Annotated in this window: 12 protein-coding genes, 1 other RNA gene and 1 pseudogene; 4 read left to right on the top strand and 10 right to left on the bottom strand. The window is 56.4% G+C overall.

Annotated features, from left to right (window positions below; translation table 11 throughout):
* Positions 1-85 precede the first annotated feature (85 nt).
* Together tnpB and LU682_RS25885 are read left to right on the top strand one after the other, a co-directional pair.
* Positions 86-445: an IS66 family insertion sequence element accessory protein TnpB gene (tnpB, locus tag LU682_RS25890; protein WP_009687920.1), complete on the top strand. Its 360-nt coding sequence runs from the start codon at positions 86-88 to the stop codon at positions 443-445.
* Positions 446-463: 18 nt separating this feature from the next.
* On the top strand, positions 464-1,996 hold the full coding sequence (locus LU682_RS25885) for an IS66-like element ISPpu15 family transposase (protein WP_010951895.1): 1,533 nt from the start codon (positions 464-466) through the stop codon (positions 1,994-1,996).
* A gap of 724 nt (positions 1,997-2,720) precedes the next feature.
* Here LU682_RS25885 and LU682_RS25880 read toward each other — a convergent pair.
* The 4 genes from LU682_RS25880 to hsdR form a co-directional block, all read right to left on the bottom strand.
* On the bottom strand, positions 2,721-4,616 hold the full coding sequence (locus LU682_RS25880) for an AAA family ATPase (RefSeq protein ID WP_232885747.1): 1,896 nt from the start codon (positions 4,614-4,616) through the stop codon (positions 2,721-2,723).
* Between the two features lie 10 nt (positions 4,617-4,626).
* A complete protein-coding gene (locus LU682_RS25875) occupies positions 4,627-6,357 on the bottom strand; it encodes a restriction endonuclease subunit S (RefSeq protein WP_010955378.1) in 1,731 nt (576 codons plus the stop codon).
* The gene (locus LU682_RS25870) at positions 6,354-7,823 is read right to left on the bottom strand and encodes a type I restriction-modification system subunit M (protein ID WP_010955377.1); all 1,470 of its coding nucleotides are present in this window, start codon (positions 7,821-7,823) and stop codon (positions 6,354-6,356) included. The genes LU682_RS25875 and LU682_RS25870 overlap by 4 nt, the downstream gene beginning before the upstream one ends.
* A gap of 100 nt (positions 7,824-7,923) precedes the next feature.
* A complete protein-coding gene (gene hsdR, locus LU682_RS25865) occupies positions 7,924-10,287 on the bottom strand; it encodes an EcoAI/FtnUII family type I restriction enzme subunit R (RefSeq protein ID WP_010955376.1) in 2,364 nt (787 codons plus the stop codon).
* Between the two features lie 386 nt (positions 10,288-10,673).
* Between hsdR and LU682_RS25860 the strand changes: the two genes are divergently transcribed.
* Positions 10,674-11,255, top strand: coding sequence for a hypothetical protein (locus LU682_RS25860; RefSeq protein ID WP_061405709.1), 582 nt, complete (start codon positions 10,674-10,676; stop codon positions 11,253-11,255).
* 195 nt (positions 11,256-11,450) lie between these two features.
* Positions 11,451-11,935, top strand: a pseudogene (locus tag LU682_RS30105) (DUF6998 domain-containing protein).
* A 63-nt stretch (positions 11,936-11,998) separates the two neighbouring features.
* Here the strand turns inward: LU682_RS30105 and LU682_RS25845 are convergent.
* From LU682_RS25845 to lldD, 6 genes are all read right to left on the bottom strand, one after another.
* Positions 11,999-12,262 (bottom strand): DUF3077 domain-containing protein, encoded by a 264-nt coding sequence (locus LU682_RS25845; protein ID WP_003249898.1) that lies wholly within the window; start codon positions 12,260-12,262, stop codon positions 11,999-12,001.
* 72 nt (positions 12,263-12,334) lie between these two features.
* The gene (locus tag LU682_RS25840) at positions 12,335-12,577 is read right to left on the bottom strand and encodes a hypothetical protein (RefSeq protein ID WP_010955375.1); all 243 of its coding nucleotides are present in this window, start codon (positions 12,575-12,577) and stop codon (positions 12,335-12,337) included.
* Between the two features lie 359 nt (positions 12,578-12,936).
* Positions 12,937-13,335: a transfer-messenger RNA gene (ssrA, locus tag LU682_RS25835) on the bottom strand.
* 99 nt (positions 13,336-13,434) lie between these two features.
* On the bottom strand, positions 13,435-13,725 hold the full coding sequence (locus LU682_RS25830; protein ID WP_010955374.1) for a PA2433 domain-containing protein: 291 nt from the start codon (positions 13,723-13,725) through the stop codon (positions 13,435-13,437).
* 319 nt (positions 13,726-14,044) lie between these two features.
* A complete protein-coding gene (locus LU682_RS25825) occupies positions 14,045-16,855 on the bottom strand; it encodes an FAD-binding and (Fe-S)-binding domain-containing protein (protein WP_060489769.1) in 2,811 nt (936 codons plus the stop codon).
* A 75-nt stretch (positions 16,856-16,930) separates the two neighbouring features.
* Positions 16,931-18,076, bottom strand: a complete 1,146-nt coding sequence (gene lldD, locus LU682_RS25820) for an FMN-dependent L-lactate dehydrogenase LldD (protein WP_003249907.1) — start codon at positions 18,074-18,076, stop codon at positions 16,931-16,933.
* Between the last annotated feature and the right edge of the window lie 13 nt (positions 18,077-18,089).

Here is an 18,089-nt window from a genome sequence, read left to right as displayed (position 1 = left end):
GTAAGGGATCCATCATCCCCACATTCCAACCGTCCACCTGATTCCCGATGCTGTGCTCCCGATTTCTTTCTGGAGCCAGCCCGCCATGATGCGCCCCGACAGCAAAGTCGAAAAAGTCTACCTCTACCCCAAGCCCGTGGACTTTCGAAAGTCCATCGACGGCCTCACTGCCCTGGTCGAACTGGACATCAAGGTCGCCGTGTTCGACCCGGTACTTTTCGTCTTCCTCAATAAAGCCCGTAACCGCATCAAGGTGTTGTATTGGGAGCGCAACGGCTTCTGCCTTTGGCTCAAGCGCCTCGAAGCCGAGCGTTTCAAAACTTCACCCGACGCGACCGACGAAGCTATCGTACTGACCGTCCAGGAACTGAATTGGCTACTCGACGGTTTCGATCTCTGGCGCAACCGTCCGCATCAGGTTTTGACTCCTCGTTTCGTCGCCTGACCGGGTATAATCCGGGCCATGATTTCAGTGCCCGATAACCTTCCTGACGACCCTGCCGCGCTCAAACTACTGCTTGCGCAGTTGTTGGCCGAGCGCACGGTCGACAAAGGTCAGATCGTCGACCTTAAAGAACAGGTCAAGCTGCTGCGTGACCGATTATTCAATCGCAAGTCCGAGCAAACCGTCGAGTCCAACACGCCCCAACTGGCGTTGTTCAATGAACCCGAAAGTCAGTGGGTACCTACCGCTGATGATGCCGACGAAGAAGTTGTTGCGCCAAGCAAGCAGCGCGGCAAACGCAAGCCACTGTCGGCTGACCTGCCACGCATTGAAGTCATTCATGACTTGCCCGAGCACGAACTGACTTGCGCCTGTGGTTGCCGCAAACACGTGGTTGGCGAGCAAACCAGCGAACAACTCGACATCGTGCCGATGCAGATCCGTGTGCTTAAACACGTACGCAAAATCTATGGCTGCCGTGGCTGCGAAACCGCGCCGGTCACCGCTGACAAGCCGGCCCAATTGATTGAAAAGAGCATGGCCAGTCCCAGCGTGCTGGCGATGTTGCTAACCACCAAGTACGTCGATGGCCTGCCGCTGCACCGCTTCGAAACGGTGCTGAACCGACATGGTATCGAGATCCCCCGGCAAACCCTGGCCCGCTGGGTCATCCAGTGCAGCGAACACTTTCAGCCACTGCTGAACCTGATGCGTGACCGCCTGCTGGAAAGCCCGGTGATCCATTGCGATGAAACTCGCGTGCAGGTGCTCAAAGAGCCGGATCGTGATCCGACCAGTCAATCCTGGATGTGGGTGCAGGCCAGTGGCCCGCCTGATCGACAAGTCGTGCTGTTCGATTACACCACCAGCCGCGCGCAGGAGGTGCCGCTGCGCCTGCTGGAGGGCTATCGCGGTTACGTGATGACCGATGATTACGCCGGTTACAACGCGTTGGCGCTACAGCCGGGCGTTGAACGACTGGCGTGCATGGCGCATGTCCGGCGTAAATTCGTCGAAGCGCAGAAGGTGCAGCCTAAGGGCAAGAGCGGTCGCGCCGATGTTGCGCTGACGATGATCAACAAACTGTATGGCATCGAACGCGACCTCAAGGATGCCAGCGATGAACAGCGATTCATCGGTCGTCAGGAACGAAGCCTGCCGATCCTTGAGCAGTTGAAAAGTTGGCTCGACAAGACGCACTCACAGGTGACACCGCAAAGCGTACTGGGCAAGGCGGTGCTTTACCTGGCAAACAACTGGAACCGCCTGGAGCGGTATGTCGAGGCGGGCCACCTGCCGATCGACAACAACCTGGCAGAGCGGGCCATAAAGCCGTTTGTGATCGGGCGCAAAGCTTGGCTGTTCAGTGACACGCCCAAGGGAGCCACGGCTAGCGCGCAGATCTACAGCTTGGTCGAAACCGCCAAGGTCAACGGCCAAGAGCCCTATACGTGGCTGCGCCACGTCCTGGAGCGACTGCCGCACGCCTCATCGGTAGCAGACTACGAAGCGCTGCTGCCATGGAACTGTTCGCCAGAGATGCCACGGTAACTTTGGCTTCCACCTTGTGGTAGGTGGGGTTCATGGATCGGTTACGAAGGGTAAAGAGCAATCTTATGCTCGTGCGGTTCGTGAGGGGATCAGCTTGCCGGTAGCGGCGTACGATGCGTTTAGGGGGGCGGGTGGGGTAGTTACACACTTTGCTCATGGCGGCCGTGCCAGAAAACGCTAAGCGCAGCGGTTACGTTGGAAGAGTCTTTGATGCCTAGCAGGTCGGCATGTTCGGACTGGCCGGGGTAATCTGAATAGATTAGATATTATATTGATGTGATTGGGTTTTTTAAGTTTGATTAAATTTTGGAGTACTAATTGGAATACCATTCAGTAAGAAGCGGAACATGATTGATTCTCTATGGCCCTCGGTAGCACCGATCGTAGGCTGTCCATCTTGGCAGGGCGGGGCCTGGAGCAATCTATCCGCGCTCAATGCTAAGCTAGGATACTCGCAGAACCCCGGTGTGGTCTGTGTATAGCGTATCTCGGTCTTGTAGGGTTTTGGCTGAGCTTAATTCCATCTTCAGGCTGATGTATGTCTGTCCCTTCAGTAATTAGTGTTTAGGCGGATTTTTTCCGAAACCAAGTCAGTGTGGTTTCAATGCCTCAGGTTTCTGTTCTGGTCTGCGCTCAAGAATGCATCGTACGAGATGAGCAGGGTTAATTACTACTGCGTCAGCGTCGTGGCTTTTATTGTAAAGTATTAAAATGCTGTCTGCGTCTAGCATTTTGACTGGATGAACTCAAACACTAGCTTTAATGGCTCAAAGCATGTGGCTTCTAGTGTGGGTACAAAGTTTTTGGCAAAAGATACCTTGTCGCCGATAAACTCGATTATCTCACCACCACCGGGCGTGGCTTTCTTCTGGAACCACTGGCCAAGAAATTCGTCCTTGTAAAAAAGCAACTCAATAGGCAGGTGAGATTGCGCGCCTTTACCCCACGGTTTCCCTTCGGGGTTTAGCACTTGGTGCTTCAATGCCTGTATGTCGGGGACTGGTAGCAGCATTGCATAATGATGTTTACACTTGAGTTGTTTTGATAAACCCTTGTAGGGGTCTGTTTCTGAGTCACTTTCTTTTTTGAGACCATTCCAATCATCATATGCCTCATCAAAATCGAAAAGAGCGAACATGATTCGATCGGGGAAGTTTTTTTCAAGCTCTTCACGTGAGAAAAGGTTTCTCAGAAAAATCCTGTCGAAAGCATTCTGGATTGCAAAGCTGCGTTTCTGAGCTGGGAATATTTTCGTCCATGCAGTTTCCAGAATCATTTCATCAGTTATGCCTTCAGTAAACAATACGGCGCCTGTCGTGTTTTTCAGAGCATGATGGATATTCAGGTGGGCCTCACTTTCAGAAAAAGAAATAAGACCGGCGGAGAGTGATTTTATGATGTCTGCTTTATTGACTTTATTGACTACAATCTTGTCGTCTTGGAGCTCGAATAAGTTGATGAGGTTTTCGTTTGCAGTCGTGATGGTCGAAGCACTATGGCTACTCATTAGTATGTGGTTGCTTTTAGCCGCTGCATCAGTGATCTCTAGTACTTGCTTCGGGAATTCAAACTGCCATTCGGGATGTAGGAATGAATCCGGCTCGTCTAGCAAAGTTAGACAATTTCGGTCTTTGAATAACTCGACGATGGAATAGATGTAGACCGACTGGAACTGACCATCACTAAAATTAGTAATGCTAGCGTCTAATCCATTGCAGAGTTGGAGTGGTATTGCGATGTCCGCCAACATTCCAAGTGTTTTTAGATTGTCGAATTGGCGGAAAAATTCCTGAGCGTTAAGGTCGACAAATTCCTGTTGAATTTTGGAAATGTCGAAATACAAGGTGTAGCGATCCTCCAAGGAAAAATAGCCCTCTGCTAACGCCATGTTACCAGCTTCTTGGCTGACGCAATTTGTTAGGCGGTCAAGGAATATTTTAGTAATGCCCGCTGGTTTCCAGTAGCGGTCAGTCTCATCATTGTTAATGATGTTGTAGTTGTTTCCCTTTGCGTACAATGGGCGCTTAAGTTCAAGTTTTACAACGGGTTGAGTTAGTCCTCTTCCTCCTGGCTTAGTTATTCCGAGATTATTTATGCCTAGCTTTTTGCAGATGAATTGTTTGGCTTTATTGTCTGGCTTTTGCATCAGCAGAATAGCCATTAAGAGGGCCTTGTATTCGGGGCCGATACCTATGAAGTGGCGGCTTTCATCAAGGTCAGCATTTTTTATGCGTTTTCTGAAAGTTTCTTCGTAATCGCTTACCAAGTTTTTAATGATTTCATTATGCCCAGAATAGTATATTAATACGTTATCGGGAAGCAGTGTTTCACCAATGGTTGAGCGCTCCCGGCCGTTGATGGTCAGCTGGCCTGCCTCCCAAATAATCTCTGTGGCTACATCGTTGATATCATAAATAATAGTGTAGTCGAATTTAGGCTCTATATTTTCCCTGTCGTACTCGTAGAGATGGCGAAATATTTCTACCAGCGCCTCAAAAAGATTTGATTTGCCACTTCCGTTTTTACCGACAAATAGATCGACGAAGCTTTCACCATCAAACTCTAAGTTGAAATTCTTAAGGTTTTTGTAGTGGCTGATTGAGAGCAACTTCAGGCGCATAACGAATTTCCTACACCTGAGCCATAAGGGTATCTAATAGCTCTGTTTGCTTGCTGCGAGCTACATTTATCTGTTGCTTTAGCGTATCGCATAGTTTCATAAGCTGATCGACCTTTGTGACAATGCGGTGTTGCTCGCGGAGCGGTGCTAACGGGATCGGAGCCAATCTCAGCTTTTCTTGCGAGATATTGACCTGACTTGCAGCCATGCCGGACTTGGCCTGTTCGAGATATTTGGCAGTTTCTCCAGCGTTCAAGCAAAGAGCGACAAACCTTCCATAAACACCCAGCTCAACAGGATGAAACCTGATGATCTTGTCGGAAATCATTAATTTCGGGCGCGTACTTTCAACGAGGCAAGAAATTCCCACGCGGTTCATAGGGCCAGCCCGAGTGAATAGTATATCACCGACCTTAGTCTCTGCCTCAGGGCGAGGTTCAAGGTGGCTAGGTAGCTCTTTATTTTCGTGTTGTAGATAGCTCATTACCTGAACTGCTGTTGTTTTGAGGACCCCCCACACATCATCAGAAGGCGAACTATTACCAAGACATGCAGGGCTCCATCCAGAATCCATACCCGTTGTTATGTCTAAAAGAGGTACCCATTTCCACGAAGAAGGCAGTGCGGGTTTGATTTGCCCGCTTGTACTTTCCACCAATGGCTTTTGTTTTTTCATCAATCCTTCGTTCACCAACCGCTGTTTTTCTCCCTCGATGCGTTTTAACAGTTCGCTGGCGGATTCGTCAGTAACGTCTTGCGGGACAAGCTTTCCCATCACGGCAAGTTGCAAGAGGGTTTTCTTGAGGGCGTCGATGGCAAACTCGTTTGTGAACAGGGTGTGAAAGTGCTCGGCTAGGCGCTGCCAACTGGTCGCGAAGTCGGCGGCGTCGATGGCTTGGGTCAGGCTGTCGAGCATCGCCTGCACCAGTTGGACGTGGGCGGACTCGGCGTCGGCCTGCTGGGCTTCCAAGCGGTCGCATAGGGCCATTAGTTCTTCGACTTTGGCAACGATGCGGTGTTGTTCGGCGAGGGGAGGCAGAGGTGCCGCGGCACTACGAATCAGGCCAACATTTAATGTTGGCTGGGCGAGGGTTCGAGTATCTCCCAAGAACTGCTTTCGCATAAGGTCACTTTGTAGCAACCAAATTATGTAGTCCTTCGAGACATGCACACTGGGGACTACACGGCAAATAGCTCTGGCAATGTTGGCGCCGGCCCAGCTTTCAGGAGCAATACCCAGTTTCCCGATGCTGCCAACTACCCCCATAAGAATTTCGCCGCCGCGAATGCGAGTCCGTTCATATTGGCGGTCAACTTCTGGGCTTATTGACTTTTCGGGCTTATGTGGCGGTGCCACCAAATCAAGATCAGCAATTCGAACAAAAGGAACTCCATCTGCTACATCAGGCCCCGGTACAAGGACCCCATAAGCGATTGGGTATTCTGGATTTATTAGATCATCGAACGATGTCCATATCCAAGTTGTGGGTAGTTCAGCGCTGTCTAGACCTTGCGCTACTACGCCAGCTTTAACATTTCCTTTCTTTGCCTTACCCCCCGCCACTAGCTGTGCACTCTCTAAGGCAATTCGCGCTAGCAACTCACTGGCCGGCTCATCATTAGGCTCTTGCGGTACCAACTTACCGCGCACCGCCAGTTCCAGAATCAGCTCGCGCAACTTTCTGATGCCATTGGGTGCACCGGCCAGCAGCGGCAGGTTGTCGATGAGTAGCGCCGTCATACCTTGCGCCTCAGGGCTTCGGCCAATACCGCTTTAAGCTGATCGCGTAGATCGCTGATTTCGTCTTGCACGCTGGCGTAGTTGCGCAGTAGTTCGTCCGGGTCGTGGCTGACCTGCTCGCCGGTATGCGGGTTTTTGCAGTCCAGGTTCCAGTTGCGCGCTTGCAGCTCTTCGACGCTGACTTGCCAGGCAAATGCGTTCTCCGCGCGAGCAGCAAAGCCATCGGCCTCGCTGCCCCACCAGGCTTCTTCCACGGCAAACTCTTCGATGCGCATGGGGCGGGTTTTCGAGTAGTTTTTAACGCCTGCCGGGTATTGGTGCTCGTAGAACCACACCTGTTTGGTCGGTGTGCCTTTGGTGAAGAACAGCAGGTTGGTCTTGATGCCGGTGTAGGGGTTGAACACGCCATTGGGCAAGCGAACGATGGTGTGCAGGTTACACTCGGTGAGCAGCTTTTCCTTGATGCGGCTTTTGATGCCTTCGCCAAAAAGGAAGCCATCGGGCAGTACCACTGCGGCGCGGCCACCATCTTTGAGCAGCTGCATAATCAATACCAAGAACAAATCGGCGGTTTCCCGGGTGCGGAAAGCGGCAGGAAAATTTGTTTCGATACCGTCTTCTTCCATGCCGCCGAACGGCGGGTTGGCGACGATACAATGCACGCGCTCGCTTGGGCCCCAGCTGATCAGCGGTTTGCTCAGGGTGTTGTCGTGACGGATCTGGCTGGGCACTTCGATGCCATGCAGGATCATGTTGGTGGTGGCCAGCAGGTGCGGCAGCGGTTTTTTCTCCACGCCAAAAATGCTGGCCTGCAAGGTGCGTTCGTCTTCGGCGGTTTTTACATAGCGTCTGCGCTTGTGCTCGATGGCGCAGGTGAGAAAGCCGCCGGTGCCGCAGGCCGGGTCCATGACCTTTTCAGCCAGCTTGGGATCAACCATGCGCACCATAAATTCGGTGACTGGTCGAGGTGTGTAGAACTCACCGGCGTTGCCGGCGTTCTGCAGGTCGCGCAGCAATTGTTCATAGAGGTTGCCGAACTCGTGGCGTTCCTGGGCCCTGTTGAAGTCCACGCCTTCCTGAATCTTGTTGATCACCTGGCGCAGCAGCTGGCCGGATTTCATGTAGTTGTAGGCGTCTTCAAACACGCTGCGCACCACAAAGGCCGAGGGTGTGTTGCTGTATTCGTGCAGGTTCTGCAGCTGCGGGAACAGGTTGTTGTCGATAAAGTCCTTCAGCGCATCGCCGGTCATGCCTTCCGGGTCGGCCGCCCAGGTGCGCCAGCGGCAGCTGTCGGGGATGGGCGACTTGTAGTTGTCGTCCATCAGTTCCCATTCCAGCTCGCGGTCATCGAAGATCTTGAGGAACAGCAGCCAGACCAGCTGGCCAATGCGCTGGGCGTCGCCATCGACGCCGACGTCTTTGCGCATGATGTCCTGGATGGACTTGATGGTGGAGCTGATGGACATAACGAATTCTCAATCGGTGTGGCAAAGCGGGGGATTGTAATGGAGTTGGCTGCTTAGGTGGACAAGGCTCCGCCGTTGCCCAACCAACGGGTAGAGCGGATTAACTGGCGTACAGCGCGTCTTCCAGTTCATGGATAGCTTTGTTGTAGCCAGCTTTGCCGCCAAAGGCTTTAACCAGTTCGATGGGTGCACCGAGCTGGTTAAAGGGATCGAGCTGGAGGATTTTGATGTCCTCGATGTGCTCAATGCCGGTGTCGGCGTATTTATCCAGCAGCGCTTCCAGCACCTGGCGCGCTGCACCGGAGTATTTGGCGAAGTAGTTACGCTTTTTCACTTGTTCGGCGCGTTCTTTACGCGACAGCGGCGGTTGGTCGAACGCGACGTGGCAGATCAAGTCAAACGGATCGAGTGGCTTGCCCTGTTTCTTTTCCACTTCTTCGGCCAGGGCTTCCCACATCACGCCTTGGGCTGCCATTTCGTCGATGATGACCTTTTTCTGCTCGGCATCACTCCAATGGCGCAGAAAGTCGTCCAGCGAGGCGAACTGTTTTTGCACGCAGGTACGGGTGTAGTCGTGCAGCGATTCGGTGATCAGTCGGCCATCCGGCCCGTAGTACTGGACACGCTCGGCGATGACATAGATCGGGATGCTGTCGATGACGTATTTGATGAGCTTCTTGCCGTCTTCCTCGCCGGTAAAATCCAAATCATCGCTTTCTCCATCACTCCCTGCGCTGATGCCATCGCCTTCAAGTAAATCGTCGGGCGGGACTGGTAGCTCGTTGCCTTCGGGGGCGTAGACCACCACTGGGTCTCCGTCGAAAGCTGGGTCGGCAAAAAGCTCGGTGGCCTTCTTGAAGTCCATAATGGTGAACCAGTATTTGCCGAAATCTTCATTGATGCGGGTGCCACGGCCGATGATCTGCTTGAACTCGGTCATCGACTTGATGTGCTGGTCGAGCACGATCAGCTTGCAAGTCTGCGCATCGACACCGGTGGTCATCAGCTTGCTGGTGGTGGCGATGACCGGGTAGCGCTCTTCCGGGTTGATGAAGTTATCCAGCTCGGCCTTGCCTTCCTGATCATCGCCGGTGATGCGCATGACGTACTTGCGGTTCTCAGCCACGCGCTCGGGGTTCAGGTTGACCAAGGCCTGGCGCATACGCTCGGCGTGATTGATATCGTCGCAGAAGACGATGGTTTTCTGGAACGGGTCGGAGGCCTTGAGGAACTCGGTGACCTTCTGCGCCACCAGTTGGGTGCGCGTTTCGATGACCAGAGTGCGATCCATGTCCTTGAGGTTGTAGATGCGGTCTTCGATCAGCTCGCCATTCTTGTCGAGCATACCCTTGGGGGGGCGCCAGCCTTGTAGGTCTTTGTCGAAGTCGATCCGCACCACTTTATAGGGCGCGAGAAAACCGTCCTCGATGCCCTGTTTGAGGGTGTAGCTGTACACCGGCTCACCGAAGTAGGTGATGCTGGACACCTCTTTGGTTTCCTTCGGTGTTGCGGTGAGGCCGACATGGGTGGCGTTGGAGAAGTAGCCAAGAATCTCGCGCCAGGCGGAGTCCTCGGCGGCGCTGCCACGGTGGCATTCGTCGATCACGATCAAGTCGAAGAAGTCGCGGGAGAACTGCTTGTAGACGTTCATCTCTTCTTCAGCACCAGTCACCGCCTGATAGAGCGACAGGTAGATTTCGTAGGAGGTGTCTATCTGGCGTCTGGCGATTTTGGTCATCGCCTGGCCGAAGGGCTTAAAGTCGTTGTTCTTTGTCTGGTCGACCAGGATGTTGCGGTCGGCAAGGAACAGGATTCTTTTTTTCTGTTTCGATTTCCACAGTCGCCAGATGATTTGAAAGGCGGTGTAGGTTTTTCCGGTGCCAGTTGCCATTACCAGCAGAACGCGGTCTTGCCCGCGCGCTACCGCCTCAACGGTGCGGTTGATGGCGTTCATTTGGTAATAGCGCGGCATACGTCCGGAGCCGTCGTCGTAGTAGGGCGCTTCTATCTTGTGTTGAACAGCATTGTCCAACCCCTTCCATTGGCAGTAGCGGTGCCAAAGTTCGGCAGGACTAGGGAACTGATCCAAGGAGAGTTCAGTTTCGACCTTGCTGTCTGTCCCACTGCGATCATGAAAGAGAAAACCATCGCCATTGCTGGAGAACACGAACGGCACATCCAACGCCTCTGCATAGCCAAGCGCTTGCTGCATGCCGGAGCCAACGGAGTGCTTGTTATCCTTCGCCTCGATCACAGCGATAGGCAGGTTGGCTTGGTGGTAGAGGATGAAGTCTGCACGGCGTGCTTCGCCCCGGCTGTGAAGCTTGCCACGGACCATAATCCGGCCTTTGGTGAAGCTGACCTCTTCACGCACCTGTTTGTGCATGTCCCACCCAGCGTGCTGGATGGCTGGAGCGATGTATTTGCTGCAGATGTCCCGCTCGGAAAGTGATTTCTTGTCCATTGCTGGCTATGTCCCTATGGCGTGTTGCCGAATTTAACAAAATAGCTAGAGGCATGCTGCCACTATCGTCGGGGGGCTCTCAGGCCCGGTCGTCGGGCCTTCCTATGCGCTGATGGCAGTGGAAACCTCACGGCTTTTCTAAATGATGATTCAGCAGCCGCATGGCCAGTACGTTGCAATACCAAGCTCATCGGTGTTCATGAAGCCAAGCCGCATGCCCAAGGTGTTCCCAGCTGTCAGCGCTCAGTTAGCTCAGCCCTACTATTAATGACATTTTCGCGTTGGGTGGATGCTCGCAAGTGGCGCCTGCCACTCTGGCCAAACCTATACGTCGAATAAGTGGTATAGTGGCTTAGTGCCATTATTTGGGGGTGGAGAAATTGTTAATGCGTAGTCATATCTGGTTGCTTTCCGCTGTGTTCTTGTCAGCTTGTTCAGGCCTTTCTCCCTATCGATCTGTTGCACCAGTTGATCAGGCGATTAAGGCATGTGGCCTTGGGTATTCGGCAGATGTAACCGCCGCATTCAAAGGCGCTTTTCAGTATGCGGATGCGACCAAGTCTAAAGGGGTAGATTTCAGTGCATCGATGAAGGACTCGTTGAGTACCCAACTTGCAACGATGATGGATTCCAAAGAGCTGGGCTCAAAGGAGCGTGCTGAAATTATTTTGAAGACCCAGGACTGCGTCATACGGCTTAGCGACGCTTACAGACCCAAGGCAAGAAATGAGCTCGTAAATGCATGCATACAAGATTTGCAGAGACGAGTTTCCGGTGCAGGCTCCATCCAGTCGACGAACACGGTCAGAGAATGGATCGTAGATAGCGAGGAGCGCGATGGCGCTGTCGAACGGTTAAAAGTAAATGCGGCGTTTCATAGTTTTGGAGGGGGAACTGAACCTATAGTATTTTATTGTGTGATTAAAGATGGCTCCTACTATGACGTCGAAGCTATAAAGACGAAATGAGCTCTATGGCCGAGAAGCAAGGGTGACTAGCAATTGGTTCTCAATCTGGCGTGAAGCTGCCAATCTCAGCTCGAGCAAACCATTGGCGGGGCTTTGGGCTCGCAAACAGGGCTGGCAGTTCAATGATACTGCTTGCATGGCAAGGTTATTGAAGTGAAAACAAGATTCTGATGTAGCCGGTCATAGGGCAAGGCTATGCGAGCATCGCGAGATTTGATTGACCTGAAGACCGAGGCGAAAATCCAAAAGGCATCTGAAGGGCTGCTCGCAGCCGTCTCCCAGTTGCAGTCGACCTACCCTGGCAAACCGTTCACTCTGGATGGCCGTTTAGTCGGTGATAGTGAGGAAGTGGTTGCCAGCCTAGCTTACAAGTTGACGCAGAACGAAGGGCTGACGAAGCTCCCTGATGCGGTCTGCTACGAGGGCGAAATGTTCAGATCAAGACCACCTTTGGCACGAGCCTGACTTTCCCGGTACACCATGTGCCTGATTATTACCTGGGCATTCGCATGAACCGTGACGGTACATTCGAAGAGATCTACAACGGACCGGGAGCGCTCATCCAGCAGCAACTGGCGGGACGTAAGCCGAGGCGCACCGGATTGCATGGTGGGTTGATGGCGATGCTGCGGCGCATAAATGCGACGGTTGCTGAGAAAGACCGCATCCCTCGGCGTTGATCGTGTGGCGTAAAAGGGGCCAAGCGGCTGACGATGACCCCTTTAAGCATCGCGGTGCGTGATTCAACGCATCATGCCGAGTTCGGCATCATCCAGTAGCGCTTTGCCCAAAGCACAGAGGTAGTGCGCCGCCCAGATCAGTTTGGGCTTGTCTTCCATCAGTCCGTCGATGGTCAGGTCCCGCGCATAGCCCATCAGTTCCGAGGCCTGTTCGCGGGCGTTTTGGCAAGGAATGCCTGCTTCGATGCGGAACAGTGGGTGGGTCTGGTTTTCACCTTGAAAGAAGATGGTTTTACCGACTGTGCATTGGGTGTCTTCGGTTGTCATTGTTCAGTTTCCCTGGTTGTGCTGATGCGCCGGTAAGCCGGGCTTCCACAGTTTTTCCGCTCGGTATGCGAATCAATGCATCGGTTGCGGGTTGGTTGTTTGCTGTATTTGCGTCAGCGCGGATTCGAGTAGCCGCCGCAGGGTTTCAAGCTCGTGCATCGAGGCCATGATCAAAACCGATGCGGGTGACTTGGGCTGCATCAGTATTGCCTGCTGGGCTACGGCTTCTGCACAGAGCGCGTAGTCCGAGGCCATCATGATCGTGTCTTCCAGGGAGTGGAGGTGGTGAGGCGGGTCAGGAACGATCTTTAGCATTTTACTGTGTTCTCGATAGGGGCCACCGCCAACCCGCTGTCAAACGGAATGGTGGCAGCTGTGCATGGGTTGACAGACCGGCGAACACAGAAACCGGCGCACGCAAGCGTGCCCCATGCACAACCGCCATGAACGGTTATGCGCGCTGTGTATCGTTGCGGCCTGTCAAAGCCGGTCGTTGATGAGCAACGACCCACCGAGACTAAAACCCTGAAAAAATGACCGCAACGGAAAACAGGCGCAGGCAGTATCTTTGGGAAACGCCCTACAAGAAAGGGGTTAAATCCGATTTTTCGACCCGCAGCGCCCAAATTCCAGGCACAAAAAAAGACGCCCGAGGGCGTCTTCTTCTTTGGATTTGGTGGAGCCGGGGGGATTTGAACCCCCGTCCGCCAGTACTCCGCTGTCGGTACTACATGCTTAGCCGTGTCTACTGATTTAATCCGCAGCCGCCCGACGGGCAGGGTGCTTTGGATGAGTTGTGTAAGTTTTAGTCACTTCGCCCACAACGTGCTACGCGACGATCCTGTTCTGTATGACAATCAGTTCGGGTTTACAGGCATCCCCTAGTGATTGCTGGAGCCGAAGCTACCAGAAGCAACGGGTCAAGAGGACTGCTTACGCAGCCAGCTTGTACTCCGCGCCGTAGTTTTCGTCATTGGCAACTATAAAAGTTGCAACAGTGGATTTACGAGTTCTGTTACCAACTCGGCATGCACCTAGAGTTTCGCTACCGGCGTCGAATCCTAATCGGCCCCACGCTAGCGTTACGCTACCGCACCTTACGGTACGTGAGACGGAGTATACGCCATTGCGCGGGCGACGTCGACAGCCGGTCCAGTCGCCCGCTTTTGGGCTCACGCGCCGCCGCTGCTGCTACCGCTGCCTTTCTCGGTTTTTTCCAGGCGCTCCAGGACTTTGCTGGTAATGGCAATGCATTCCTTGGTGTCGCCCGAGGCCTGGGCGGCCTTGGCTTTGTCGACGTGCTCGGTGATGGCTTTGTCCAGGCCTTCGGCGGTGGCGCCGGCGGTAGCCATGGTGTCGTCGATCTTTTGCAGGTTGGCGGCGCAGAGGTCATCGGCGGCGAACACCGGCGAAGCCAGCAGGGTGGCGGCCGCGAACAGGGCCGAAAGTGCGGTACCTTTCATGGGTGTCTCCTCTGGGGCCTCTGGAAGGTGGGCCTGTAAGGTGGACTGCGGGGGATTGGCGGGGGTTCCATCGGGATGGTGGCGGGGCGATATTGAAGTAGGGATGGCACCGGCGTTGCCGGTGTTCGCGGGTTTACCGCGCATACGGCGGGCTGTGTACACCCACCGATGTGTGGGCACCACCAATCTGCGTAGGAGCGGGTTTACCCGCGAATGCGGTGGTGGCTGCGGTGGACAGTGGGTGGGGATTGGCCAGCAGGACCGGCCTCTTCGCGGGTAAACCCGCTCCTACGCAGCGCTCCCCACCTATATCAACGCGTTAGAGGCTGCGTGGCCGGGTGACGCGGTCTACCAGGTAGACCAGGCCGTGGTAGTCGATGCCGCTGTGGCTCGACAGGCCTATCTCGCAGGTGCGGCTGGTGGAAATACCTTCGCTGCAATACTGCACGGCGTCCTTCAGGCTGCGCAACGAGTGGGCGTTCAGCTCGGGGGTGGTAAAGCCTTTGTCACCGGCAAACCCGCAGCAATGAATACCTTCCGGGATCACCACCTGTTTGCTGCAACGCCGCGCCAGGTCGATCAAGGCCTGGCTTTCGCCCAGGTGCTGGGTGCTGCAGGTCACGTGCACAGCTACCGGTTCGTCCTGGGGGGTGAACTCCAGTCGGTCGAGCAGGTGGGTGCGGATGAAGCGCACGGGGTCGTACAGGTCCAGCCGGGTGTCGCTCAGGTCCTGCACCAGGCGCAGGGTGCAGGGGCTTGTGTCGCAATAGATCGGGTCGAGGCCGCCGCGGCTGGCGTGCAGCAGGGCGGTGATCAGCTCCTGGCGTTTGTGTTCGGCCTGCTCGGGGTAGCCCTTGGAGGCGAACGGTTGGCCGCAGCACAGGCTGTCGGCGTTGTCGGGGAACACCACCTGGTAACCGGCCTTTTCCAGCAGGGCGCGGGTTTTGTCCAGCAGCGAGCTTTGCTCGCGGTCGGCATAGGCCGGGCCCATTACCCGGGAAACGCAGGCGGCCAGGTACACCACGCGGGGGCGGGCGTCGTTGCTGGTGGCGCCGAAGGCCAGCGGGCGAAGCGGTTGCGGCATGGCCGGGGTCCATTGGGGCAGGCGGCCTTTGCTGGCTTTGCTCAGCGAGGCGCTCAGGCGGCCCAGGCGCGGGGCGCCTAGCAGCTTGCGTGCGGTGTTGGCGGCGGTCAGGGTCAGGCGCGCACCGCTTAGGGCAGTGTGGAAATGCTCGGCCAGCCAATCGGCGGTTTTAGCGTGGTCGGCGGCCTGGCTGCGCAGTTTCTTCACCAGCTCGCCGGTGTTGATGCCGACCGGGCAGCGCTGGGCGCACAGGCCGGTAGCGGCGCAGGTGTCGATGCCCTGGTACTGGTAGCTTTGCATCAGTTCACGGGTATCGATGCCAGCGCGTTGCTTGGCCTGGATGTCACGCCACATGACGATGCGCTGGCGCGGGCTGAGGGTCAGGTCCTTGGACGGGCACACCGGTTCGCAGAAGCCGCACTCGATGCACTTGTCGACGATTTTGTCGGCGGCAGGCAGCGGCTTGAGGTTTTTCAGGTGGATATCCGGGTCTTCGCTCAACACCACGTCGGGGTTGAGGATGCCGTTGGGGTCGAGCAGGCGCTTGAGCTTCCACATCAGCTGGTAGGCGTCGTGCCCCCACTCCAGCTCCACGAAGGGCGCCATGTTGCGCCCGGTGCCGTGCTCGGCCTTGAGCGAGCCGCCAAACTCCACCGCCACCAGCTGCGCCACGTCGTCCATGAACGCCTGGTAACGGGCGACTTCTTCGGCGCTGTTGAACCCCTGGGTAAAGACGAAGTGCAGGTTGCCTTCCAGCGCATGGCCGAAAATGATCGCTTCGTCATAGTGATGCTTGTCGAACAGCTGGATCAGGCGGTTGACGCCTTCGGCCAGTTGCTCGACGGGGAAGGTCACGTCTTCGATGATGACCGTGGTGCCGGTCTGGCGCACAGCGCCGACGGCGGGGAAGGTGTCCTTGCGGATTTTCCACAGCTGGTTGTACACGGCCGGGTCTTCGCTGAAGTCCACCTGCTGTTCCAGGGGGAAGTCGGCGATCGAGGCCATGATCTGCTGCAGTTGCTCGTGCAGCAGGCTCTGGCTGGCGGCGCGGGATTCGATCAGCAGGGCGCAGGCATTGTCCGACAGGCCTTTTACCCACAGCGGCATGCCGGGCATGTTCTGCACCGAGCGCAGGCTGCGGCGGTCGAGCAGTTCTACGGCCGAGACCGGCTGCTGCTTGAGCACGGGTACCGCGCGGCAGCAGCTTTCAACGCTGGGGAACACCAGCAGGGCGCTGGCCTTGTGCGGGTGGTCGGGCACGGTGTCGTACGTGACGGCGCTGATGAAGCCCAGCGTGCCTTCGGAGCCGACCAGCAGGTGCTGCAGGATGTCCAGCGGCTGGTCGTAGTCCACCAGTGCGTTCAGTGACAGGCCCGTGGTGTTCTTCAGCCGGTATTTGTGCCGGATGCGCTCGGCCAGCGCGGTGTTGGCGCGGGTTTCGCGGCCCAGGCGGGCCAGTGCTTCCAGCAGCTCGGCGTGGCTGCTTTCGAAGGCGGCGACGCTGGCCGGGTCTTCGCTGTCCAGGCGGGTGCCGTCGGCCAGCACCAGGCGCAGGCCCGCCAGGGTGTGGTAGGTGTTCTGCGCGGTGCCGCAGCACATGCCACTGGCGTTGTTGGCGACGATGCCGCCGATCTTGCAGGCGTTGATCGAGGCCGGGTCGGGGCCGATCTTGCGCCCGAAGGGGGCCAGCCAGGCGTTGGCCTGGGCGCCGATCACGCCGGGTTGCAGGCGAATCTGCTCGCCCTGGCGACGAATTTCGCGGCCGTTCCAGTTATCGCCGAGCACGATCAGCACCGAGTCGCTGATGGCCTGGCCAGACAGGCTGGTGCCGGCAGCGCGGAAGGTGACCGGCACCCGCTCGCGCTGGGCCAGTTTGATCAGGCCGACCACTTCGTCCTCGGACTCGACGCGCACCACCAGCTTGGGGATCAAGCGGTAGAAGCTGGCGTCGGTGCCGAAGGCCAGGGTGGAGGTGGGGTCGTCGAAGCGGCGTTCGGCGGGGATCAGGCGCTCGGCATCACGCAGGAACGCGGCGGGCAGGCTCATGCAGTCTCCTCGCGGGGCTGTGGCGTCTGTGCGCTACATGCCCCGGGTCATTCAGGCGGTGGTTCTTGCAGGCGTTCAGGCGCCCAGTTCGCGTACCAGCGAGTCGCGGGTGATCTCGCTGATCGACTTGGCACCGGTCAGCACCATGGCCACGCGCATTTCCTTTTCGAACAGCTCAAGCAGGTTTTTCACGCCGGCCTGGCCATGCACGGCAAGGGCGTAAAGGAAGGCGCGGCCGATCAGTACGGTGTCGGCACCCAGGGCGATCATGCGCACCACGTCCAGGCCGCTGCGAATGCCCGAGTCGGCCAGAATCTTCAGGTCGCCTTTGACCGCGTCGGCAATGGCCGGCAGGGCACGGGCGCTGGACAGCACGCCGTCGAGCTGGCGGCCGCCGTGGTTGGACACCACGATACCGTCGGCACCGAACTTGACCGCATCGCGGGCGTCATCGGCATCGAGAATGCCCTTGATGATCATCGGGCCGTCCCAGAACTCGCGGATCCACTCCAGGTCTTTCCAGGAAATGGACGGGTCGAAGTTGTTGCCCAGCCAGCCGATGTAGTCGGCAAGGCCGGTGGGGTTGCCACGGTATTTGGAGATGTTGCCCAAGTCATGCGGGCGGCCCATCACGCCCACATCCCATGCCCACTCGGGGTGGGTCATGGCTTGCAGCACGCGGCGCAGCGGGCCGTTCTTGCCGCTCATGCCAGAGTGGGCGTCGCGGTAGCGGGCACCGGGTACGGGCATGTCCACGGTGAACACCAGGGTCTTGACGCCGGCGGCCTTGGCGCGCTCCAGGGCATTGCGCATGAAGCCGCGGTCCTTGAGTACATACAGCTGGAACCACATCGGCCGGTTGATGGCGGGTGCCACTTCTTCGATCGGGCACACCGACACAGTCGACATGGTGAACGGGATGCCATGGGCCGCCGCTGCGCGTGCGGCCTGCACTTCGCCACGGCGGGCGTACATGCCGGTGAGGCCGACCGGGGCCAAGGCCACCGGCATGCTCAGGGTTTCGTCGAACAGCTTGGTTTCCAGGCTGAGCTCGGACATGTTGTTCAGCACGCGCTGGCGCAGGGCGATGCCGGCCAGGTCCGAGACGTTGTGGCGCAGGGTGTGCTCGGCGTAGGCGCCGCCGTCAGCGTAGTGGAACAGGAAGGGGGGCAGCTTGCGTTGGGCCGCGGCGCGATAGTCGGTAGAGGCAGAAATGATCATGGATTCTCGCAGC

The sequence above is a fragment of the Pseudomonas alloputida genome, from assembly GCF_021283545.2.
Lineage (GTDB): Bacteria > Pseudomonadota > Gammaproteobacteria > Pseudomonadales > Pseudomonadaceae > Aquipseudomonas > Aquipseudomonas alloputida.
This window is presented reverse-complemented; position numbering and strand designations above follow the sequence as displayed.